At 73.7% G+C, this 20,299-nt stretch carries 21 protein-coding genes; 5 read left to right on the top strand and 16 right to left on the bottom strand.

Features of this window, described 5'->3' with window-relative positions; all coding sequences use genetic code 11:
* Nucleotides 1–37: 37 nt before the first annotated feature.
* The 4 genes from F1544_RS01820 to F1544_RS01805 form a co-directional block, all read right to left on the bottom strand.
* The gene (locus tag F1544_RS01820; RefSeq protein ID WP_244307716.1) at nt 38–688 is read right to left on the bottom strand and encodes a FadR/GntR family transcriptional regulator; all 651 of its coding nucleotides are present in this window, start codon (nt 686–688) and stop codon (nt 38–40) included.
* A 113-nt stretch (nt 689–801) separates the two neighbouring features.
* Entirely contained in the window at nt 802–1,689 is an 888-nt protein-coding gene (locus F1544_RS01815; RefSeq protein WP_208971054.1) for a carbohydrate ABC transporter permease, read from the bottom strand.
* A gap of 1 nt (nt 1,690) precedes the next feature.
* Nucleotides 1,691–2,635 carry a carbohydrate ABC transporter permease gene (locus F1544_RS01810; protein ID WP_208971053.1) on the bottom strand — a complete coding sequence of 315 codons (945 nt, stop codon included), beginning with the start codon at nt 2,633–2,635 and terminating at the stop codon, nt 1,691–1,693.
* A 28-nt stretch (nt 2,636–2,663) separates the two neighbouring features.
* Nucleotides 2,664–3,926: an ABC transporter substrate-binding protein gene (locus F1544_RS01805; protein ID WP_167581274.1), complete on the bottom strand. Its 1,263-nt coding sequence runs from the start codon at nt 3,924–3,926 to the stop codon at nt 2,664–2,666.
* A gap of 395 nt (nt 3,927–4,321) precedes the next feature.
* Here F1544_RS01805 and F1544_RS01800 point away from each other — a divergent pair, with 395 nt between their 5' ends.
* Nucleotides 4,322–6,304, top strand: a complete 1,983-nt coding sequence (locus tag F1544_RS01800; protein WP_167581272.1) for an alpha-L-fucosidase — start codon at nt 4,322–4,324, stop codon at nt 6,302–6,304.
* Nucleotides 6,305–6,324: 20 nt separating this feature from the next.
* Here the strand turns inward: F1544_RS01800 and F1544_RS01795 are convergent, their stop codons facing one another.
* Both F1544_RS01795 and F1544_RS01790 read right to left on the bottom strand, forming a co-directional pair.
* Nucleotides 6,325–6,486 (bottom strand): hypothetical protein, encoded by a 162-nt coding sequence (locus F1544_RS01795; protein ID WP_167581270.1) that lies wholly within the window; start codon nt 6,484–6,486, stop codon nt 6,325–6,327.
* 38 nt (nt 6,487–6,524) lie between these two features.
* Nucleotides 6,525–7,568 (bottom strand): NAD(P)-dependent alcohol dehydrogenase, encoded by a 1,044-nt coding sequence (locus F1544_RS01790; protein WP_167581268.1) that lies wholly within the window; start codon nt 7,566–7,568, stop codon nt 6,525–6,527.
* Nucleotides 7,569–7,675: 107 nt separating this feature from the next.
* Here F1544_RS01790 and F1544_RS01785 point away from each other — a divergent pair, with 107 nt between their 5' ends.
* Both F1544_RS01785 and F1544_RS01780 read left to right on the top strand, forming a co-directional pair.
* The gene (locus tag F1544_RS01785) at nt 7,676–8,251 is read left to right on the top strand and encodes a TetR/AcrR family transcriptional regulator (protein WP_167581266.1); all 576 of its coding nucleotides are present in this window, start codon (nt 7,676–7,678) and stop codon (nt 8,249–8,251) included.
* A 189-nt stretch (nt 8,252–8,440) separates the two neighbouring features.
* A complete protein-coding gene (locus F1544_RS01780) occupies nt 8,441–8,884 on the top strand; it encodes a hypothetical protein (protein ID WP_167581264.1) in 444 nt (147 codons plus the stop codon).
* A 10-nt stretch (nt 8,885–8,894) separates the two neighbouring features.
* On the opposite strand, the gene F1544_RS01775 is transcribed toward F1544_RS01780, so the two are convergent.
* Nucleotides 8,895–10,190, bottom strand: coding sequence for an HNH endonuclease signature motif containing protein (locus F1544_RS01775; RefSeq protein ID WP_167581262.1), 1,296 nt, complete (start codon nt 10,188–10,190; stop codon nt 8,895–8,897).
* A gap of 116 nt (nt 10,191–10,306) precedes the next feature.
* Between F1544_RS01775 and F1544_RS01770 the strand changes: the two genes are divergently transcribed.
* Complete coding sequence (locus F1544_RS01770; protein WP_208971052.1) at nt 10,307–10,993, top strand: ATP-binding protein; 687 nt, start codon at nt 10,307–10,309, stop codon at nt 10,991–10,993.
* Here F1544_RS01770 and mnhG read toward each other — a convergent pair.
* The 6 genes from mnhG to F1544_RS01740 are packed head-to-tail and all read right to left on the bottom strand — an operon-like array spanning nt 10,978 to nt 17,130.
* Entirely contained in the window at nt 10,978–11,352 is a 375-nt protein-coding gene (mnhG, locus tag F1544_RS01765) for a monovalent cation/H(+) antiporter subunit G (RefSeq protein WP_167581260.1), read from the bottom strand. The two genes, F1544_RS01770 and mnhG, sit on opposite strands and share 16 nt — an antisense overlap.
* Nucleotides 11,349–11,612 (bottom strand): MrpF/PhaF family protein, encoded by a 264-nt coding sequence (locus tag F1544_RS01760; protein ID WP_167581258.1) that lies wholly within the window; start codon nt 11,610–11,612, stop codon nt 11,349–11,351. The genes mnhG and F1544_RS01760 overlap by 4 nt, the downstream gene beginning before the upstream one ends.
* Nucleotides 11,609–12,205, bottom strand: a complete 597-nt coding sequence (locus F1544_RS01755; protein WP_167581256.1) for a Na+/H+ antiporter subunit E — start codon at nt 12,203–12,205, stop codon at nt 11,609–11,611. Before F1544_RS01755 ends, F1544_RS01760 begins: the two co-directional genes overlap by 4 nt.
* Nucleotides 12,202–13,815: a Na+/H+ antiporter subunit D gene (locus F1544_RS01750; RefSeq protein WP_308469826.1), complete on the bottom strand. Its 1,614-nt coding sequence runs from the start codon at nt 13,813–13,815 to the stop codon at nt 12,202–12,204. Before F1544_RS01750 ends, F1544_RS01755 begins: the two co-directional genes overlap by 4 nt.
* Nucleotides 13,808–14,302: a Na(+)/H(+) antiporter subunit C gene (locus F1544_RS01745; protein WP_167581255.1), complete on the bottom strand. Its 495-nt coding sequence runs from the start codon at nt 14,300–14,302 to the stop codon at nt 13,808–13,810. The genes F1544_RS01750 and F1544_RS01745 overlap by 8 nt, the downstream gene beginning before the upstream one ends.
* Complete coding sequence (locus tag F1544_RS01740; RefSeq protein ID WP_167581253.1) at nt 14,299–17,130, bottom strand: Na+/H+ antiporter subunit A; 2,832 nt, start codon at nt 17,128–17,130, stop codon at nt 14,299–14,301. The genes F1544_RS01745 and F1544_RS01740 overlap by 4 nt, the downstream gene beginning before the upstream one ends.
* Nucleotides 17,131–17,226: 96 nt before the next feature.
* Between F1544_RS01740 and F1544_RS26040 the strand changes: the two genes are divergently transcribed.
* Nucleotides 17,227–17,664, top strand: a complete 438-nt coding sequence (locus F1544_RS26040; RefSeq protein ID WP_208971051.1) for a helix-turn-helix domain-containing protein — start codon at nt 17,227–17,229, stop codon at nt 17,662–17,664.
* A gap of 4 nt (nt 17,665–17,668) precedes the next feature.
* On the opposite strand, the gene F1544_RS01730 is transcribed toward F1544_RS26040, so the two are convergent.
* Genes F1544_RS01730 through F1544_RS01720 form a run of 3 tightly spaced genes read right to left on the bottom strand, consistent with a single transcriptional unit; the run spans nt 17,669 to nt 20,288 of the window.
* Nucleotides 17,669–18,673, bottom strand: a complete 1,005-nt coding sequence (locus tag F1544_RS01730) for an aldo/keto reductase (protein WP_167581251.1) — start codon at nt 18,671–18,673, stop codon at nt 17,669–17,671.
* A 17-nt stretch (nt 18,674–18,690) separates the two neighbouring features.
* Nucleotides 18,691–19,443 carry an SDR family NAD(P)-dependent oxidoreductase gene (locus F1544_RS01725; protein WP_167581249.1) on the bottom strand — a complete coding sequence of 251 codons (753 nt, stop codon included), beginning with the start codon at nt 19,441–19,443 and terminating at the stop codon, nt 18,691–18,693.
* Nucleotides 19,440–20,288 (bottom strand): fumarylacetoacetate hydrolase family protein, encoded by an 849-nt coding sequence (locus F1544_RS01720; RefSeq protein WP_167581247.1) that lies wholly within the window; start codon nt 20,286–20,288, stop codon nt 19,440–19,442. The genes F1544_RS01725 and F1544_RS01720 overlap by 4 nt, the downstream gene beginning before the upstream one ends.
* Nucleotides 20,289–20,299 lie beyond the last annotated feature (11 nt).

Genomic DNA, 20,299 nt, shown 5'->3' with positions numbered 1-20,299 from the left:
CGTGCGGAACCGGACGGAGCAGACGTCTGGCCTCTGATCACGAGGCTTCCGCCGTCCCGGCCGCCGAGGCGAGCCACGACTCGACGCCCGCGACGTGCAGGACGGCGGCGGCGCGGGCCCGCTCCGGGTCGCCCGCCTCCACGGCCTCGAGGATCGTGCGGTGCTCCACGAGGGTGCGGTCCAGGTTGTGGCCGTCGCTGAGGCCGCGCCACACGCGCAGGCGCACGGTCGGGGCAGACAGCCCGTCCAGCAGCGAGGCCAGCACGGGGTTCCCGGACGCGTCGGCCAGCCGGCGGTGGAAGTGCAGGTCCTCGTCCACGAGCTGGGCCACGGTGGTGCAGCGGACGCTGCGGTCGCAGCTGGCCCGCAGGTCGTGCAGCAGCGCCGGGCTGCGTCGCGCCGCGGCCAGCGCGGTCGCCTCCGGCTCCAGCACCCGCCGCACGGCGACGACGTCGAGCAGGGTGTCGTCGCGCTGCAGGTCGACCACGAGGCTGAGGGCGTCCAGCAGCATCGCCGGGCCGAGGCTGGAGACGTAGGTGCCGTCGCCCTGCCGGGTCTGCAGCACCCGCAGGAAGCACAGGGCCCGCACCGCCTCGCGCAGCGACGTCCGGCTCAGCCCGAGGTCGGCGGCGAGGTCGGCCTCCGGGGGCAGCCGGTCCCCGGGGTGCAGCCGACCGTCGAGGATCATGGCCTTGAGCTGGTCGATGGCCGAGGAGGTCACCGTGCCCCGTCCGCGGTGCCGCGGGCGCGCGGCAGCTGAGACGGCCGGTGCTGCGGCCACCTGTCCAGTGGCCGCCGGCATCAGCGGCCTCCCAGCCCCGACAGCGCGATCCCGCGGACCAGGTACTTCTGCAGGGCCAGGACCAGCAGGATCGTCGGGGCCATCGAGATGGTGGCGGCCGCCATGAGCAGCTGCCACTCCTGCCCGTTCTGCCCGAGGAAGAGGTTCAGGCCGAGGGGGACGGTGGTCGTCGAGACGTCGTTGGTGACGATCAGCGGCCAGAGGAAGCTGTTCCAGTAGTTGATGAAGGTGAAGACCGCGAGGACGGCGAAGGCCGGCGCCGTGACCGGCGCGATGACGCTGCGCAGGATCCGCCAGTGGCCGCAGCCGTCGATCTTGGCCGCCTCCTCCAGCTCCATGGGCACGGTGAGGAAGAACTGCCGCAGCAGGAAGGTCCCGAAGGCCGTGAACGCCCACGGCAGGATGAGCGCCTGGAACGTGTTCACCCAGCCGAGCTTCTGCATGATGAGGAACATCGGGACGACCACGACCTCCTGGGGGACCATGAGCGTGCCCAGGTAGAGGAAGAAGATCCCGTCGCGGAAGCGGAAGCGCAGCCGGGAGAAGGCGTACGCCGACAGCGCCGAGGTCGTCAGGGTGATGAGGGTGCCGAGCGTGGCCACCACCATCGTGTTGAGCAGGAAGCGGCCGAAGGGCAGGTAGTCGAGGGCGTCGGAGAAGTTGCCGAACAGCAGCGCGTCGCCGAAGGGGCGCGGTGGCGTCGAGAACACCTCGCCACCGGCCTTGAGCGCCGTGAGGACCATCCAGATCAGCGGCGAGAGGAAGAGCAGCGCCACGACCGTCAGGAGCGCCTGGGAGACCCACCGCGGGCGGCTGCGCCGGGGGGCGGTCGCGGGTGCCGGGTCGTCGGTCGCCGGGGGCAGGGCGCCGGAGCGGGCGCTGGCCACGTCACTGGTCATAGTGCACCCACTTCTTCTGGGCGAGGAACTGCAGCCCGGTGATGAACATGATGATGACGAAGAGGACCCAGGCCACCGCCGACGCGAAGCCCAGCCGGAAGAACTGGAAGCCCGACTGGTACAGGTACATGACGAGCGTCGTGGTGCTCGAGCCCGGGCCGCCGCCGGTCAGGACGTAGGCCTGCGTGAACACCTGGAACGAGGAGATGAGCGTGAGGACGGTCGCGAAGAAGATGGACGGGGACAGCAGCGGCAGCACGATGCTGAAGAACTGCCGCACCGTCCCGGCCCCGTCGATGGAGGCCGCCTCGGTCAGGCTGGGCGGCACCGCGTCCATCGCCGCCGAGAAGACGAGCAGGTTGTAGCCGAAGCCCTGCCACACCGACATCATCACGACCGCGGGCAGCGCCCACGACGTCGAGCCGAGGAAGTTGGGCGCCCCGACCCCGAAGAGCGACTTCATGGTCGAGTCGATGAGCCCGTTGGGGGTGAGCAGCAGGCTGAAGACGACCGCGTTGCCGACGATCGGGGTGACGGCCGGCACGAAGAACACGACCCGGTAGAAGCGGCGGCCCTTGATGCGCGGGGAGATCCAGGCGGCCAGGCCGAGCGACAGGACGATGTTGATCGGCACGTACAGCACGACGAAGACCAGGGTGTTGACCAGCGCCGTGCGGAACGTGGTGTCGCTGAGGAGCTCGGAGTAGTTGCCGAACCCCAGGAAGCTGGGCGAGCCCAGCACCGGCCAGTCGAAGAAGCTCATGGCCAGCGAGGCGAAGACGGGGAACAGCGTGAACGCGAGGAACCCGATGGCCCCGGGCGTCAGGAAGGGGATGGCGGACCTGCCGTCGCCCTTGCGGTAGCCGTGGGAGGGACCGCCGCGCGCGGTCGCGGTCGTGTCACCCCCCACGACGATGGGTGCGGTCACCGCCACGACGTCCTCCTCCCCGCCGGCCCGTGCGTCACTTGCTCTGCGCCTGCACGCGGCTCACCAGGTCGGCGACCGTGCTGTCCCCGTTGAACGCCGACACCGCGTAGCGGCTGAAGGTGTCGTTCACCTGGGTCCACTTCGCCGTCGTGCGGAAGGGCACGGAGTTCTCGATCGAGAAGTCCATGACGTCCTTCGCGCTCTGCAGCTGGTTGCCCTCGTACCAGGCGGTCTGCTGGGCGGTGCGCGACGGGAACGCGCGGCCCTGGGTGCCGAGGTAGGTCTCGGCCTCGACGCCGGTCAGGACGGCGACGGCCTTCTTGGCCCGCTCCGGGTCCTTGCAGGACGTCGAGACGCCGAAGCCCGAGCCGGCGGTCACCGTCTTGGAGCCCGAGGCGCCGGCCGGCATCGGGGCGATGCCGACCTCGAACTTCGCCGTGGCGCGGGCGTTGATGAGGCTCCAGGGGCCGTCGATCGTCATCGCGGCGTTGCCGGACAGGAACTGGTTGGTCGCGGCCGCGGAGCTGTTGGCCGAGGGGACGGGGGCGGCCACCTTCTCCTTGGTGATCAGGTCCGCGTACCACTGCAGCGTCTGCTTCCACGCGTCGTTGTCCACGTCCAGGTCGCCGGCGTCGTTCACCGCCGCGACGCCGTTCTGGCTGAGCACCCACGGCACGACGCCGTCGATCACGCTGCCCGCGTTGTACCCGTAGAAGCTGTCCTTGGTCAGCGCCTTGGCCGCCGTCATGAAGTCGTCCTGCGTCCAGCCGATCGCGGGCTCGGGCAGGCCGGCCGCCTGGAACGCCGTGCGGTTGTAGAAGATGACCGAGGGGCCGAAGTCGTAGGGCAGCGCGACGAGCTTGCCGTCGACCTTCATGCCGTCGTAGATCTTGCTGTCGAACTCGGAGCCGTCGACGCCCATGGCGGCGAGGCTGTCGTCGAGCGGGACGAGCAGCTGCTGGAACTGCGGGGTGCGCTGGGCCTGCATGCCGACGATGTCGGCGGACTTGCCGCTCGCGGCCTGCGAGGTGAGCTTCGTCCAGAAGTCGTTGAACGTGCTGGTCTGGAACGTGATCTTCGTGGTGGGGTCGGCCTTGGTGACCAGGTCGCCGACGTACTTCCACGCGTCGGCCTCGGCGTTGGAGCCGGACCACATGTACCAGGTGAGGGCGCCGTCCGAGGACGAACCGCCGCTGTCGCTGCCCCCGCACGCGGCCAGGGCGAGCGCGGCGGCCGAGGCGCCGGTCATGCCGAGGAGCCGGCGGCGGCTGAAGGCGGAACTGCTGGAGACGGACATCTCGCTCCTCGATGACGTCGTTGTCATCCGCCCCCGGACGACCGGGGCGCGGCGGCCTGAGGCTGAGCACCTCAGATGTCAGAGTGGACCACCGGCGCGAGGAGCTGTCAACGATCTGCCGGTGCCGTTCCCCCGGCTCAGGAGCAGGCCGCTGAGAGCGTGGTCACCTTCCTGGACGAGACCTGCTGCGGCGCAACGATTCATCGAGTCCAAGCCCTCTCGTGTCGATCCCCCTGGTCACGGTCTGGTCGCGGACGGCGGCCGACGCTTGCGCCGCCGCGTGCCCGGGATGTTGGATGGAGTCATCGGAGGTCTGGGCGCTGCTGCCCTCGACCTCCCGCCCGGCGGCCGCCGCCCGCGCCGGGCCCGCCGACCGAAACCCCGTGAGGCCCGCCGTGCCAGACCCGACCACCGCCTTCCCGCGCCGCACCGTCCACCTGGACTTCCACAACGGGCCGCTGATCCCGGACATCGGCGCCGACTTCGACCCCGCGACCTTCGCGCAGCCGTTCGTCGACGCGGCCGTCGACAGCGTCACGGTGTTCGCCAAGTGCCACCACGGCCACCTCTACTACGACACCGCCCGTCCCGAGCGGCACCCCGGTCTCGCGCCCGACCTCGACCTGCTCGCGGGGCAGGTCGAGGCGCTGCACGCGGCCGGGATCCGGGCGCCGATCTACCTCAGCGTCCAGGTGGACGAGTGGGCCGCGCGGGAGCACCCCGGGTGGGTGGCGCTGGACGACGAGCAGCGCATGGTCAAGCGAGGCGGCTCCGCCTACACCGCCGGCTGGCACGTGCTGGACATGTCGAGCCCCTACGCTGACCACCTCGCCGAGCAGATCGAGGCGGTCGTGCGGCGGTTCGCGCCCGTCGACGGCGTCTTCCTGGACATGTGCTGGGACCAGCCGAGCAGTTCCCGGTGGGCGCACGACGGGATGCGGCGGGCCGGGCTCGAGCCGACGGACGCCCGCGACCGCGCGAGGTACGCGCGCCGCAACGCCCTGGAGTACATGCGCCGCTACCGCGACCTCGTCGAGAAGGCCCTGCCCGACGACGCCGTCCAGGGGGTCTGGTTCAACTCCCGGCCGAAGACGAACCTGGCCGAGGAGCACCGCCTCCTGCGCCACGTCGAGGTGGAGGGGTTGCCGACCGGCGGGTGGGGCTACACGTACCTGCCCTACGTCGCGCGCTTCGTCCGGCCGCTCGGCCTGCCGACGCTCAGCCACACCGGCCGCTTCCACGAGAGCTGGGGCGACAACGGGGGCTTCAAGCCGCAGGCCGCGATGGACTACGAGTGCAGCCAGATCCTGTCGCTGGGCCTGACCAACGGCGTGGGTGACGTCCTGCCGCCGCGCGGGGTCCCGTCACCGGCCGCCTACCAGCGGATCGGGCACGCGTTCCGCCACGTGCGCGACTGCGAGCCGTTCGTGGCCGGTGGTGTCGCCGTCGCCGAGGTCGCGCTCCTCGTCGACCCGGAGCTGGGCGACGCGCCCGGCCCGAGCGGCACGGGTGCGGTCCGCGCCCTGCAGCAGCTGCGCCAGCAGTTCGACGTGGTCCCGCCGTCGTCGGACCTGTCGGCGTACCGCGTGGTCGTCGTGGGGGAGAGCACCGTCGTCACGCCGCAGGTGCGGGAGGCGCTCGAGGCCTTCCACGCCGGGGGCGGCGCGGTCGTGCTCGTCGGGGCGGCGCTGCGCGGCAGCGACGGCGAGCCCGCGCTGGCGAACCTCCCGGTGGACCTGCACGGCCCGTCGGAGCACCCGGTCGTGTTCGTGCACCGCGACGGTCCCTGGGCCGACGGGCTGCAGGCCGACGTGGTGCTGCCCGTGCGCCCGGAGCGCGCGACCGCCCGGCCCGGCGCGCAGGTCCTCGCGACGGTGGCGCTGCCGTACGTGGACCGGAACTGGGACACGTTCAGCGGGCACGCGTACGCGCCCGTGGGTGCCGTCACCGACGACGTCCTCGTGGCCGTCGGCGACCGCCTCGTCGCGGTCGCGGCGAACCTCCTCGAGGCGTTCGCGGCGCACGGCCACGAGCAGCACCGCGAACTCCTCGGCGAGGCGCTGGACGCCGTGCTCCCGGACCCGCTGGTGCGCGCGGGCGGCCCCCGCCACCTGGAGACGACGGTGGTGCGCGCGCCGTCGGCCACGGTGGTCCACCTGCTGAGCTACGTGTCCTCGCGCGAGACGCCGGAGCTCGACCTGGTGCACGACGCGTTCCCGCTCGTCGGGGTCGAGGTGTCGCTGCGCACCGGGTCCCGGCCCTCCCGGGTCCACCTGGAGCCGGCCGGCGAGGAGCTGGACGTCACGTGGGCCGACGGCCGGGCGAGCGTGCGGGTCACCACGACGGACGGGCACGCGATGGTCGTCGTCGACGACTGATGCGGCGCCCGCCGCAGGAGTCAGCCCGCGTTGCGCAGCAGGAAGTCCTGGTCGGGGTCGCGCCCCATCGTCGGGTCGGCGGGGGGCAGGGGGTCGTGGCTCTCGACCGTGTCCTCGAGGCGGATCCCCGCCGGCAGGGTCCGGAAGCGGCTGCGCGGGTCGGCGGTGCTCGCGGCGTCCATCCCGGCAGTGTCCTCCCGGGCCGCCGCGAGCGCAGCCCTCACGGGCGGGGCAGGTCGGAGAGGTCGAGGACGAAGCGGTAGCGCACGTCGCCCCGCCCGAGGCGCTCGAGGGCCGTGCCCACCTGCGCCGAGGGCAGCGCCTCGACGTCGGCGGTGCTGCCGTGCAGACCGCAGAAGTCGAGGAGCTCCTGCGTGTGGCGGGTGCCGCCGCTGCCCGCGGAGGCCAGGGACTTGCGGCCGACGAGCAGGTCGAGGGTCTCCACGGTGACCGGCCCGAGGTGCCCCAGGGAGCAGAGCGTGCCGTCGAGGGCGAGCACGCGCAGGAGCGGTGCGAGGTCGTGCGGCGCGGAGACGCAGTCGAGGACGAGGTCGCACGACCCCGCGGCCGCGGCCATGGCGTCGGCGTCGGTGGAGACGACGGTGCGGTGGGCGCCCAGGGCGGTCGCGTCGGCCGCCTTCGCGGGGGTGGTGGTGAACACCGTCACCTCGGCCCCGAGGGCGACGGCGAGCTTGACGGCGAGGTGCCCGAGCCCGCCGAGGCCGACGACACCCACGCGGGTCCCCGGCCCGGCTCCCCAGCGCTGCAGCGGTTCCCAGACGGTGATGCCCGCGCACAGCAGGGGCGCGACGCCCGCCGGGTCGAGGTGGGCGGGGCGGTGGTGGACGAAGCGGTCGCGGACCACGTGCTCGGTGGACCAGGCGCCGTCCGTGGTCGTCCCGTCGTGGCGGTCGCGGCCGCCGTAGGTGAGGGTCGGGAACTCCCGGCAGTAGTTCTCCTGCCCCGCGCCGCACATGTCGCACTCCCCGCAGGAGTCGACGATGTTGCCGACCGCGACGGCGTCCCCGACCGCGAAGCCGGACACCGCGCGGCCGACCGCGCTGACGTGGCCCACGAACTCGTGGCCCGGGACCAGCGGGAACGCGCCGCCGGCGTCGTGGAGGGCGTGCAGGTCGCTGTGGCACACGCCGCAGTGGCTGACGGCGACCGCCACGTCGTCGTCGCGCAGCTCCCGCCGCGTGATCGGCGTCGGGTGGAGCGGGGCGTCGGCGGCGTCGGCCTGGTAGGCGGTCGCGGTGCGCATGGTGGCTCCAGGGTCTCGGAGACGAAGCAACAGACTGGTTGGTAGTGACCGTACGCGGGGATCCGCTATGGAGCAACCAACCGGTCGGTCGTCGCTAGGCTGACCCGGTGCGGGATGCGGCGGCGACGCGGAGACGACTGCTGGACGCGGCGACCGACGAGTTCGCGGCCCACGGGATCGCGGGCGCGCGCGTGGACCGGATCGCGGCCGCCGCCCGGTCGAACAAGGCGCAGATGTACGGGTTCTTCGGCAGCAAGGACGGCCTCTTCGACGCCGTGCTGGCCGAGCACTTCGACCTCATCGTCAACGCGGCCCCGCTGGACGGCGCGGACCTGCCGGGCTACGCGACCGCGCTCTACGACGCCTACCTCGAGCACCCCGAGGTGGTGCGCCTCGCCACGTGGGCCCGGCTCGAGCGGCACCCGAGCGGCGACCTGTTCGCCGACGGTGTCGACCACAGCGCCCCCAAGGTGGCGACGGTCGCCGCCGCGCAGCAGGCCGGTCACGTCGACGCGAGCCTCGACCCCGCCGACGTGCTGTCGCTCGTCGTGGCCATGGCGATGACCTGGAGCCCGGCCAGCATCCTCATCGCCGCCGGCGCGCAGGACCCGGAGGCGGTGCACGAGCGGCGCCGCCGCGGGCTCGCGACCGCCGTGCGCCGGGCGCTCGTGGCCTCGGACTGAGACAGCGCCACCCGGATCAGCCGGCCGTCGACGCCCAGCCCAGGGCGCGGACCACGGCCCGCGCGACGTCCGCGGCGGTGTCACCCGGGCGACGGGGACGACGACGTCCCCGATGCCCGCCGCGTCGAGGATCCCGTCCAGCTCGCCGCTGCGCCGCAGGTGCCAGTCGAGGCCCGCGGGGTCGTCCGCGTGCCGCCGCTGCAGGCGCGCCGCGACGGTCGCCAGGTCGACGCGCAGGCGGCACACCGTGAGGGGAACGCCCAGGACTTCCTCGTACCGCGCCCGGACGGACGGGTCCTCGAGCACGTCCGCGAGGACGAGGCGCTCGGCGCCGGCGGCCCGGTGGTGGCGCGCGACGTCGCGCAGGTTCCTCAGCGCCAGTTCCAGGTGGAACGGGTCGCCGTCCGGGCTGGGCCACGCGCTGCGCAGGGCGTCGACGTCGATCACCGCGTGCGGGACGCGGTCGTGGCGGAGCAGGTCCGCGACCGCCCAGGCCGTCGTGGTCTTGCCGGAACCCACCGTGCCGGTGATGAGGACGGCGGCCTGAGCGGTCGGCGGGCGGTTCGGCACGACGGGACGCTACCGAAGGGCGCTGGTCGACGTGGAGGGTCCGGTGGTCGCGCCCCGGCCTAGGAGCCGCAGGTCAGTAGGGCGGTGGGTCGGTGTTCGTGTCGTAGGTGTGACCGGTGGGTGAGGTCCACCGCCAGCCGCGCGTGGGCAGGGGTTCGACCTGCCAGCGGGTGTGGGTCTTGAGGCGGTGGTGGTGCCGGCACTCCGGCGCCAGGTTCTCCACCGTCGTGGGTCCGCCCCGCGCGTGAGGCATCACGTGGTCCAGGTCGCAGTTCTGCGCTGGTCGGGTGCAGCCGGGGAAGATGCAGGTCGAGTCACGGGCTCGAACCCTGCGAGCGGTGGCCGCTGACGGTTTGTAGGTGCGGGGTCCGACGTCCACGACGTTCCCGGCCGGGTCGGTGAGGATCCGCCGCCAGGTCCCGCAGGCCGCGAGGTCGCGGGCGACCTCCGCGGGAACGCTGAGCGCGAGAGTAGGGGTGACGACCTCGGAAGGTTCGTCGTCCAGGCCGAGCAGGGTGGTGGCCGCGACGGTGACGTTGACGTGCATCGACGGGGAGGTTCCGCTGCCGGCTTTGAGGTCGAGGAGGGCGTCGACCCGCCGGGCGGCGTGGGAGCGGCCCTCGCCGTCGATGCCGCGGGGGTTCTCCGGGTTGGTGGCGTCGGCGCAGCCGGTCAGGAACGCGTCGAGCCGCAGTGCCTCGGTCAGGGGGAGCGGTCCGGACAGGTGCGCGGTGAGCCCGTCGTCGCAGACGTCGATGCGGACGAACTGACCCGCTTCGCGCGTCACTCTCGTGCGCAGGGTGTGTCGCGAGGAGAGCCGGGCCAGCGTCCGGCGCAGGCGGCGTCGGAGTTGCCGCACGGACAGGTCCTCGGGACCGGTGAGGCAGGTCTTCTCCAGCTCCGCGCGGGCCCGGCGCAGCGCGTCGTCGGCGTAGAGCGGGTCCTGGTCGTTCCCGTCGCCGTCGACGACTCGTTCCGCAAGCAGCTCGCTGGTGGCCAGGACGGCCTTCACGTGTCCGATGTGCAGGTCGCCCGCGGCGTAGGCCTCGAGCGTCGCGGGCAGCTCCTCGGTCAGGGTGCGGGCGGTGGAGATGCGCTGCGCGGCGGTGGCGTCCGCGATGCGCAGGGCCGCGCAGAGTTCGGAGGCGAGGACCTGCTCCCCGGTGAGCTGTACGAGATCGGTCTCGTCGGCCGCAGCGAGACCGGGGTGCTCTGCGACGCGCCGCTGCCTTAGTTCCTCCACGGCTCGCAACCCGAGCGCGTCGAGGCGGCAGCGTTCGCGGTCGAGGGTGATCAGCAGGTCCACCAGCGCGGCGTCCCGAGCACCCGGGAGGATGTCGGGTGCGGGCAGCGCAGCAGGTTCGAACACGTGTACGAGTCTACGGGAACCGCTGCCTCGCAACCAGAGCCAGTTCTGTGACCGGTGAGTACGATCTGGAGTCCCGGCGCGGTGCGCGGCCGCCGGCGAGACGGCGGGAGGCCAGCGTGTCGAGGATCGACGGGCACGACGGGTCCGCCCTCGACCTGGCGCGCCGCCTGCGCCACGTCCGCTGGCTGGGCGGAGGCAGCGGGGCCGGAAAGTCGACCGTGGCCCGCCGGCTGGTCGCCGAGCACGACCTGGTCGTCTACGCCACGGACGCGCACCTGACCGACCACGCGGAACGCTGCCCCCCGGGCGACTGCCCGGACCTCGAGGCCTTCTCCGCGATGAGCACGGACGAGCGGTGGCTGCTCCGGACGCCGGAGGAGATGCTGCGGACGTTCCCCTGGTTCGGGGGCGAGGGATTCGGGCTTGTCGTGGAGGACCTGCTGGCTCTCCCGACGGACCGGGTGGTCCTGGTCGAGGGTTTCCGGCTGCTGCCGGCGCTCGTGGCGCCGCTCCTGAGCGCTCCGCGCCAGGCGGTGTGGCTGCTGCCCACCCCGGAGTTCCGGCGCGCGGCCTTGGCGTCCCGCGGCGGGCTGTGGGAGATCGCCGGCCGCACGAGCGCTCCGGCGCGTGCGCTGGAGAACCTGCTGACGCGGGACCGGATGTTCACCGACGAGCTGCGCCGGCAGGCACGACTGCTGGGGCTGACCGTCGAGGAGGTCGACCGCGGGAGGTCCGAGCGGGACTCGGTGGACCGTGTGGCGCAGGCACTGGGCCTCACCGCGGGCGGTCACGCGCCGGTGTGACCGCGGTCGTGCTCCTCCTCGGCCAGACGGTCGGCGAGGTCGTCGGCGTCGATCTGCGAGACGTCCACCTGACCCGAGCGGTAGGCCGCCCGGCCCACGAGCTGCGCCGCCACGGGAACGGTGAGCAGCTGGAACACGCCGATCGCGACCAGCATCGCCACGTCGGCGTCGTCGGTGAGCTGCAGGCCGACGCCGAGCAGGGCGAGGAGCACGCCGAGCACCTGGGGCTTGGCCGCGGTGTGCAGCCGCGCGAGGACGTCGGACAGCCGCAGCAGCCCGACCGCGGCGAGCAGGGTCAGCAGGCACCCGAGCAGCAGGAAGGTGGCGGACGCGACGTCGAGCACGGTGGAACCGTTCACCGCTCCTCCTCCTTCGCCGCGTAGCGGGCGATCGACACCGCGCCGAGGAACCCGACGAGGGACAGCACGACGATGGCGGGCAGCGTCGTGGCGTGCCGGTTCACGGCCGCCTCCACGCACAGGGCGATGACCACGACGGCGACGATGATGTCGAGGGCGACGACGCGGTCCAGCATCGTCGGCCCCCGCGCCACGCGCAGCAGCGCCAGCGCGGCCGCCACCGTGAGCATCGCCAGGCAGGTCCCGACCACGACGCTCACCGGGAGGCCTCCTCGCGACGATCCGCGACGTCGGCGGCGCGGCAGCGCTCCTCGTAGGAGGCCAGGGCGTCGCGCGTCGCCAAGGCCCGGACGACCCGGCGCTCGGTAGCGCGCACCGCGGCGCGCGCCCGGTCCCGCGCCGCGGGGTCCGCGACACCCAGCGCGTGCACGTAGATCCACACCGGCTGCTCCTCCCCGGGCCGCGGCCCGATCTCGACGATCACGCTGCCGGGCACGAGGGACGTCAGCTGGGCCGTCGCGGCCACGAAGAGGTCCGACCCGCTGTGCAGGGGGACGCCGACGACGGAGTTGCGGGGTTGCTGCCCCGGCCGCACGGCGAGCCAGGCGACCTGCGCGCTGGCCCGCACCAGGTCCACGGCGAAGCGGGCCAGGAGCGCGAGGACGCGCAGCGGCCGCAGCCGCACGGGGGCCCGCAGCGCGGGCAGCGGCAGGACCAGCGTCGCGAGCAGCCCGACGGCGAGGCCGGACAGGACGTTGGCCCAGGACACGTCGCCCCACAGCAGCAGCCACAGGACGACGAGCCCGGTCAGCAGCGGCAGGCTGACGCGCTCGCGCACCGGGATCCGGGTCACCGGCCCACCTCCGGCACCCGGTCGTGCAGGACGGTGGAGGTGTACGGCGTGCGCTGCAGCAGGTCCGCCGCGGCGCGGTCGCTGACGCCGAACAGCGGCCCGGCGATCGCGGTGAGGGCGACCCCGACGACGACGAGGCCCGCGGTCGGGGCCAGCAGGGTCGCCGACGTCCGCTCGCCCACGGTCACGGCCGTGGTCACGCCACCGCCGACGTCGCCGTCCTCGCGCACGGGCCGGTCCTCGGGGGCGGGGGGTTCCTGCCAGAACCCGCGGTTCCACACCTTCGCGATGGCGTAGAGGGTCAGCAGGCTCGTCACGACGCTGCCGGCGACCAGCAGGAGCGCCAGCGGGCTCCCGTCGTCCACGCCGGCCTGCAGCAGCCCCAGCTTGCCGAGGAACCCGGAGAACGGCGGGATGCCGGCGAGGTTCATCGCGGGCACGAAGAACAGGACGGCCACCAGCGGCGCGCGCCGGGCCAGACCGCCCAGCGCGTCGAGGTTCGTGCTGCCCGCGTGCCGCTCGACGAGCCCGGTGACCAGGAACAGCGTCGTCTGCACGGTGATGTGGTGGGCCACGTAGAACACCGCGCCCGACAGCCCGGCGGCGCTGCCCAGCGCGATCCCGAACACCATGTACCCGATGTGGCTGACCAGGGTGAACGACAGCAGCCGCTTCACGTCGCTCTGGGCGATCGCCCCGAGGATGCCGACGAGCATCGTCGCCAGCGCCGCCCACATCAGCAGCCGGTCCGCCTCGCCGCCGGGAAACAGCAGCGTCTCGGCCCGGATGATCGCGTAGACGCCCACCTTCGTCAGCAGCCCGGCGAACACCGCGGTCACGGGGGCGGGCGCCGTCGGGTAGCTGTCCGGCAGCCACGCCGAGAGCGGGAACACTGCGGCCTTCACGCCGAACCCGACGAGCAGCAGCAGGTGCAGGACGAGCCGGACGTCCGGGTCGATCTCCTGCAGCCGCACCGACAGCTCGGCCATGTTCACCGTGCCCGTCGCGGCGTAGATCAGGGCGATCGCCGTCAGGAAGATCATGGAGGAGAGCAGGCTGACGACGACGTACGTCGTGCCGGCCCGCACGCGGGCTCGCGTCCCGCCCAGCGTCAGCAGGATGTAGCTGGCCACGAGGAGGATCTCGAAGCCGACGTAGAGGTTGAACAGGTCCCCGGACAGGAACGCGTTGGAGACGCCGGCGGACAGCACCAGGTACGTCGGGTGGTAGATCGAGACGGGGGTGCCCCGCTCGCCGTCGGCGACGCCCTGGCCGAGGGAGTACACGAGGACGGCGAGCGTGACGAGCGAGCTGACCACGAGCATCAGCGTGGAGAGGCGGTCGGCCACGAGCGGGATGCCCAGGCGCGCGGGCCACCCGCCGACGTCGACGGAGTAGGTGCCGGCGCCGCGGTCGGTGAGCACCAGCATCGTCACGGCCGCGGCCAGCACGATCGACAGGACGCTCACGCTGATGGTGCGCTGGGCCCGGGGCCGGTGCGCCAGCGCCAGGGTCAGCCCGGCGCCGAACAGGGGCAGCACGACGGGCAGCGGGAGCAGGACGCGGGCCCACTCGGCGGTGCCCTCGACGAGGGTGGCGGGATCAACCACGGCCGACGGCCTCCGAGTCGTCGGGCCGCAGCGCGTCCGCGAGCGGCGGGGTGTCGCGGTGCCCCGGGACGGCCCGGGGCTCGGGGGTGTCGCGGGTGTCGTCGTCGTAGCTGGCGGAGGCCTCGTCGAGCTCGGCGCGCCGCACGATGCGGCGGTCCTCGACGTCGTCCTGCACCTCGTCGTGACCGTTGAGCTGCCAGCTGCGGTAGCTCAGCGCGAGCACGAACGCGACCATCCCGAGGGTGATGACGATGGCGGTCAGCACCATCGCCTGCGGCAGCGGGTCGCTCATGTCCGCGGCCTCGCTGACGCCGAGGATCGGCGCACCTCCGGGGCGCCCGCTGGCCACGAGGAACAGCACGTTCACGCCGTTGCCGAGCAGCACGACGCCGACGAGGACCCGGGTGAGGGTGCGTTCCAGCAGGAGGGAGACCCCGCACGCGACGAGCACGCCGGAGACCAGGACCAGGGTGACGTTGGGGCTCATCGGGCGAGCGCCTCCTCGGGGACGTCGTCGTCGGACGGGTCTGCTTCGTCGTGCTCCTCGATCTGGCGGTCCACCTCGGTGCCGAGGCTGCGGATGACGTCGACCACGAGACCGAGGACGAGCAGGTACACCCCCACGTCGAAGAACAGCGACGTCACGAGCTTCACGTGCCCCAGGACAGGCAGGTCCCACTCGATGATCGCGGTCTGCAGGACGTTGCCCCCCAGCAGGATCCCGACCAGGCCGGTGCCGGCGGACAGGAACAGGCCGAGCCCGAGCAGCCAGCCGGCGCTGATGGGCACGGCGGTGTCGAACTCGCGGCGCCCGCCGGACAGGTAGCGCACGACGAGGGCGAGCCCGGCCACGAGCCCGCCGGCGAAGCCCCCGCCGGGCGCGTTGTGCCCGGCGAACACCAGGTAGACGGAGAACACGACGACCGCGTGGAACGTCAGCTGGGTGACGACCTCGAACACGACCGAGCGGCGCTCGGGGGAGACGGTTCCGTCGCCGGACACCCGCTCCGGCGCGGGTTCGGGCGGAGCGGCGGCGACGGCGCCCGGACTCCGACGGCGGTGGAACACGAGGCTCGCGACGCCGGTGGCGGCGACGAGCAGGACGGAGATCTCGCCCATGGTGTCCCACGCGCGGACGTCGACGAGGGTGACGTTGACGACGTTCCGGCCACCGCCGTAGTCGTAGGCCCACTGCGGCAGGTCCACCGACGTCGGCACCGCGACGCGGGCCCCGGCGGCCACGAGGGCGAAGGCGGAGGTGCAGGCCCCGACGAGGACGCCGATCCCGACGCGGACCCCGCGCGAGGTCAGCAGCGGCCGGGCGGAGAAGTGCGGGGGCAGCCGCCGCAGCGCCAGCACGAAGACGACCAGGGTGAGGGTCTCGGCCAGCGCCTGGGTGAGCGCGAGGTCCGGGGCGGAGTGCAGGACGAACAGCAGGGTCGTGCCGTACCCCGTGACACCCGCCAGCAGCACGGCCCGCAGCCGCCGCCGCGCGCGGACGGTGAGGACCGCGGCGGCGATCACGACGGCCCCGACGAGGACCTGCCCCGCGCTGTCGGCCACGACGACGTCGGCCGGCCACGGCCGGTTCCAGACCAGCGCCCCGCCGGGCACGACGACCACCACGAGCAGGATCGAGGCCAGGTAGAGCGGCAGCGACCCGCGCTGGGTGGCGCCGGTAACCTCGACCGCGATCCGGTCCACGACGCGGACGGTGCGGCGGTAGGCGCGGTCCGCGTCGGCGACGACGGGAACGCGGTCCTGCGCCCGCGAGACGCGCTCGCGCAGCAGGAACAGCGCGGCCGCGGCGGCCAGCGTGAGGGCCGTCAGGCCGAGGGCGGGGGTGAACCCGTGCCACAGCCCCAGGTGCTGCAGCGGTTCCCCGTCGTCGGGCAGCTGCTGCGCGACGAGCGCGGCGGGGACGTCGAGGAACCCCGACAGGGGCCCCAGCAGCAGGGTCGCGGCGGCCAGCAGCAGCGGCGGGAGGAGCAGGGCCGCACCCGGGCGCGCCGCGGTGGTGTCGGCCACACCCGGCTTGCGGCAGAACGCCCCCCACACGAAGCGGGCCGAGTAGGCGGCGGTCAGGACCGAACCCGCGACCAGGACGGCGAGCACCCAGGGCCGCTCGTGCAGGAACGCCTCGTAGGCCGCCTCCTTGGCGACGAACCCCACCGTGACCGGGACGCCCGCCATCGACAGCGCGGCGACCGTCCCGACCGCGCCCAGCAGCGGCATCCGGCGACCCAGCCCGGACAGCTCCCGCAGGTCGCGGGTGCCGGTCTGGTGGTCGACGATCCCGACCACGAGGAACAGGGCGGCCTTGAACGTGGCGTGGGCGACGAGCAGGGCGGTGCCCGCGAGCATCGCCGCGCGCGTGCCGGCACCGACGAGGACGACGAGGAACCCGAGCTGGCTCACCGTGCCGTAGGCGAGCAGCAGCTTGAGGTCGTGCTGGCGCAGCGAGCGGTAGCCGCCGAGCAGCATCGTCGTCAGGCCGAGGGCGAGGACGGTGACCTGCCACGCGGGCAGCTGCGCGGCGGCCGGGGCGAACCGGGCGACGAGGTACACGCCCGCCTTCACCATGGCCGCGGCGTGCAGGTAGGCGCTGACGGGCGTGGGGGCCGCCATCGCGGCGGGCAGCCAGAAGTGCAGGGGGACGAGCGCCGACTTCGACAGCGCGCCCGCGAGCAGGAGGACGACGGCGACGGTGGCCCCCGTGCCGGTGGGGAACGCGGCGAGCACCTCCGAGACGCGGTACGTCCCGGCCGCCTGCCCGAGCACGACCATCCCGACGAGCATCGCGAGCCCGCCGAACGTCGTGACGACCAGTGCCTGCGTCGCGGCCCGCCGCGCCGTCCGCTTCGCGGCGTCGTGGCCGATCAGGAGGTAGGAGAAGACGGTCGTGAGCTCCCAGAACACGTAGAGCTGCACCAGGTCGTCGGCCAGCACCAGCCCCGTCATGGCGCCGGCGAAACCCGTCAGCACGGCGGCGAAGCGGGCGGTGCGGGGGTCGCCGGCGGGGAAGTAGCCGCCGCAGTAGACGAGCACGAGCGCGCCGACGCCCCCGACGAGCAGGGTCAGCACCCACGACAGCGGATCGAGGCGGAACGCGAGCTCCGCGCCGAGGGAGGGCACCCAGGGCACCACCTGGACGGGGCCGCGACCGTCGAGCACGGCGGGTCCCTGCACGGCGGCCCAGACCGTCGTGGCCAGGGGGGCGAGGGCGAGCAGGGGGAAGGCGCGCCGGTCCAGCAGCCGCACCAGGGGGACGGCGACCAGCGCGGCGACGGTGTGGAGCACGAGCAGAGCGAGCACGGCCGGTCCTCACGTCGGGGGGCAGGTCGGTTCGTCCCCACTGTACCGGCGGTTTTCGTCTTGTTCGATTCGAGACGGCTGCGTTACCGTCGCGAGGTGTCCTCCACGCCTGCCCCGCACGGTGCCGAGGTGACCGTCCGCCCGGAGCTCGAGGGGCTCGACGACCTCGCCGACCTGCTGCGCGGCAACCCCTCCGCCGCCCTCGTCCTGCGGGCCGGCCGGCACTCGGCCGCGGTCCCGGCCGAGCTCGCCGGGGCGCTGCGGGTCCTCGTCACCGCCCTCGCCCACGGCGAGGCCGTGACCCTCACCCCGCACGAGGCCATGCTCACGACGCAGGAGGCCGCCGACGTCCTCGGCGTCAGCCGGCCGACGCTCGTGCGGCTGCTGGAGAGCGGCGCGCTGCCGTACACCCAGCCCGGAACCCACCGCCGCGTGCTGCTGGCGGACGTGCTGGCCTACGCCGCGGCGCAGCGCCACCTCGTCGTGCGCGCCCCGGAGGGTCCGCCCGCCCGCACCCGGGTGCCACGCGGCTGAGCGCTCAGGCGGTGGGGACCGGGGCGTCCTCGCGCAGCAGGCCCTCGGCGCGCAGCTCCTCCCACACGGCCGGCGGGACGGTCTGGGTCACGAGCCCGGCGTTGCGCTGCACCTGGTCGGCGGTCCGCATGCCCAGGGTCACGTTGACGACGCGGGGGTGGGCGAGCGGGAACGCCACGGCCACGGCGGGCAGGGTCGTGCCGCGCCGCTCGCACACGTCGGCGATGGCGTGCGCGCGGCGCAGGAGCTCCGGGGGAGCGTCCGCGTAGTCGAACTTCGCCCCCGGCGCGGGCCGGTCGCGCGAGAGCAGACCGGAGTTGAAGACGCCGACCGCGACGACGCTGCCGCCGCTCTCCTCGGCCGCGGGGAACACGTCGTCGAGGGAGTCCTGCTCCAGCAGGGTGTAGCGCCCGGCGAGCATGACGACGTCCGCCGCGGTCTCGCGCAGGAACCGGGCGAGCATGGCGGACTGGTTCATGCCGGCCCCGATCGACCCGACGACCCCCTGGTCGCGGAGCTCCGCGAGCGCGGGCAGGGCCTCGTCGGCGGCCTGCCGCCAGTGCTCGTCCGGGTCGTGGACGTACACGACGTCGATCCGGTCCAACCCGGTGCGCTGCAGCGTCGCCTCGATCGAGCGCAGGACCCCGTCGCGGCTGTAGTCGAGCTCCCGCCGCACGTCGCCCGGGACGGCGAACCCCTCGGTGTCCTGCTCCGTCGGCTCCTCGTTCGGGACCAGGAGGCGACCCACCTTGGAGGAGAGCACGAACTCGTCGCGCGGGCGCCCGGCCAGGGCCGCGCCGAGCCGCCGCTCCGACAGGCCGAGCCCGTAGTGCGGGGCCGTGTCGAAGTAGCGGATGCCCGCCTCCCACGCCGCGTCGACGGCACCGCGGGCGTCCTCGTCGGACGTCTCGCGGTAGAGGTTGCCGATGACGGCGGCGCCGAAGCCGAGTTCCGTCAGCTCGAGCCCGGACGTGGGCAGGGTCCGCGTGGGCAGCGTCGTCGTCGACATCGGGGCTCCTGGGGGGATCAGCGGGTGATGAGCAGGCTGTGCGAACCGCCGTCGACGCCGAGCAGGGTTCCCGTGGTGGAACCCGACAGCGGGGAGGCGAGGTAGCAGATGGCGTGCGCGACCTCGTCGGCGGAGACGAGGCGGCCGAGCGGCTGGCGCGCCTCCAGGGAGCGGCGCTCGACCTCGGGATCGGGTGCGCTGGCGAGCAACCGCTGCACCCACGGGGTGTCCGCGGTGCCGGGGGCCACGGCGTTGACGCGGATCCCCTCGCCCACGTGGTCGGCCGCCATCGACAGGGTGAGACCGTGCACCGCGCCCTTCGAGGCGTCGTAGGCGGCCCGCTGCTGCAGGCCCGTCCAGCCGCCGATCGAGCCGGTGTTCACGATGGCCGCGTGCTCGGAGCGCCGCAGGTGCGGCATGGCGGCGCGGCTGACGCGGACGATGCCGAGGACGTTGACCTCGAACAGCTTCCGGTACTCGTCGTCCTCGGTGTCCTCCACGGTGCCGCGCGCCCCGACGCCCGCGTTGTTCACGACGACGTCGAGACCACCGAGCTCCGCGGCGGCGCGCCCGACGGCCGCCCGCACGGACGCGTCGTCGGAGACGTCGGCGAGGACCTCCACGATCCCTGGCGTCTCCTCGGCGGGGCGCAGGTCGAGCGAGGCCACGCGCGCGCCGCGCGCGACGAGCATGAGGGCGGTCGCCCGGCCGATGCCCGACGCGCCCCCCGTGACGAGGGCCGCGAGACCGCTGAAGTCCCCGCCGCTCACGCCTGCCCCACCACCTGGCGCTGCACGCCGAGGCCGTCGATCCCGAGCTCGACCACCTGGCCGGCGCGCAGGTACGGCTTCGGCTCCGGGTGGCCCAGCGCCACCCCGGCCGGGGTTCCGGTGTTGATGACGTCACCGGGTTCCAGCACCATGAACTGGCTCAGGTAGCGGACGATCTCCGCGACGCCGAACACCATGTCGGAGGTCCCGCCGTCCTGGCGCACCTGGCCGTCGACGCTGAGCCACAGCCGCAGCGCCTGCGGGTCGGGGACCTCGTCGGCCGTGACCAGCCAGGGGCCCAGCGGGTTGAACGTCTCGCAGCTCTTGCCCTTGTCCCACTGGCCGCCGCGCTCGAGCTGGAACTCCCGCTCGGACACGTCGTTGCTGACGGCGTAGCCGGCCACGCACGCGAGCGCCTCGTCCGCGTCGGCGAGGTAGCGCGCCCGGCGGCCGATGACGACGGCCAGCTCGACCTCGTAGTCGGTCTTGGTGCTGCCGCGCGGGACGAGCACCTCGTCGTGGGGGCCGACGACCGTGTCCGTCGTCTTGAGGAACACCACGGGTTCCCCCGGGATGTCCGCGCCGGACTCCTTGGCGTGCAGCGCGTAGTTCAGCCCGATGCACACGACCTTGCCCGGGCGCGCGATCGGGGCGCCGAAGCGGTGCTCCGCGGCGGGCAGCTCCGGCAGCCCGGGGACGGCGGCGGCGATCGCGGCCAGCCCCTCGGGCGACAGCGCCGCGCCGTCGATGTCGGCCACGACGCCCGAGGCGTCCAGCAGGCGACCGTCGTCGGTCAGGACGGCGGGCACCTCACGGCCCGCGGGACCCACGCGCACCAGCTTCACGACGGTTCTCC

This window comes from Kineococcus rubinsiae (assembly GCF_011839805.1).
Classification (GTDB): Bacteria; Actinomycetota; Actinomycetes; order Actinomycetales; family Kineococcaceae; genus Kineococcus; species Kineococcus rubinsiae.
The sequence above is the reverse complement of the archived record's forward strand: the minus strand, read 5'-3'. Positions and strand labels throughout refer to the sequence as shown.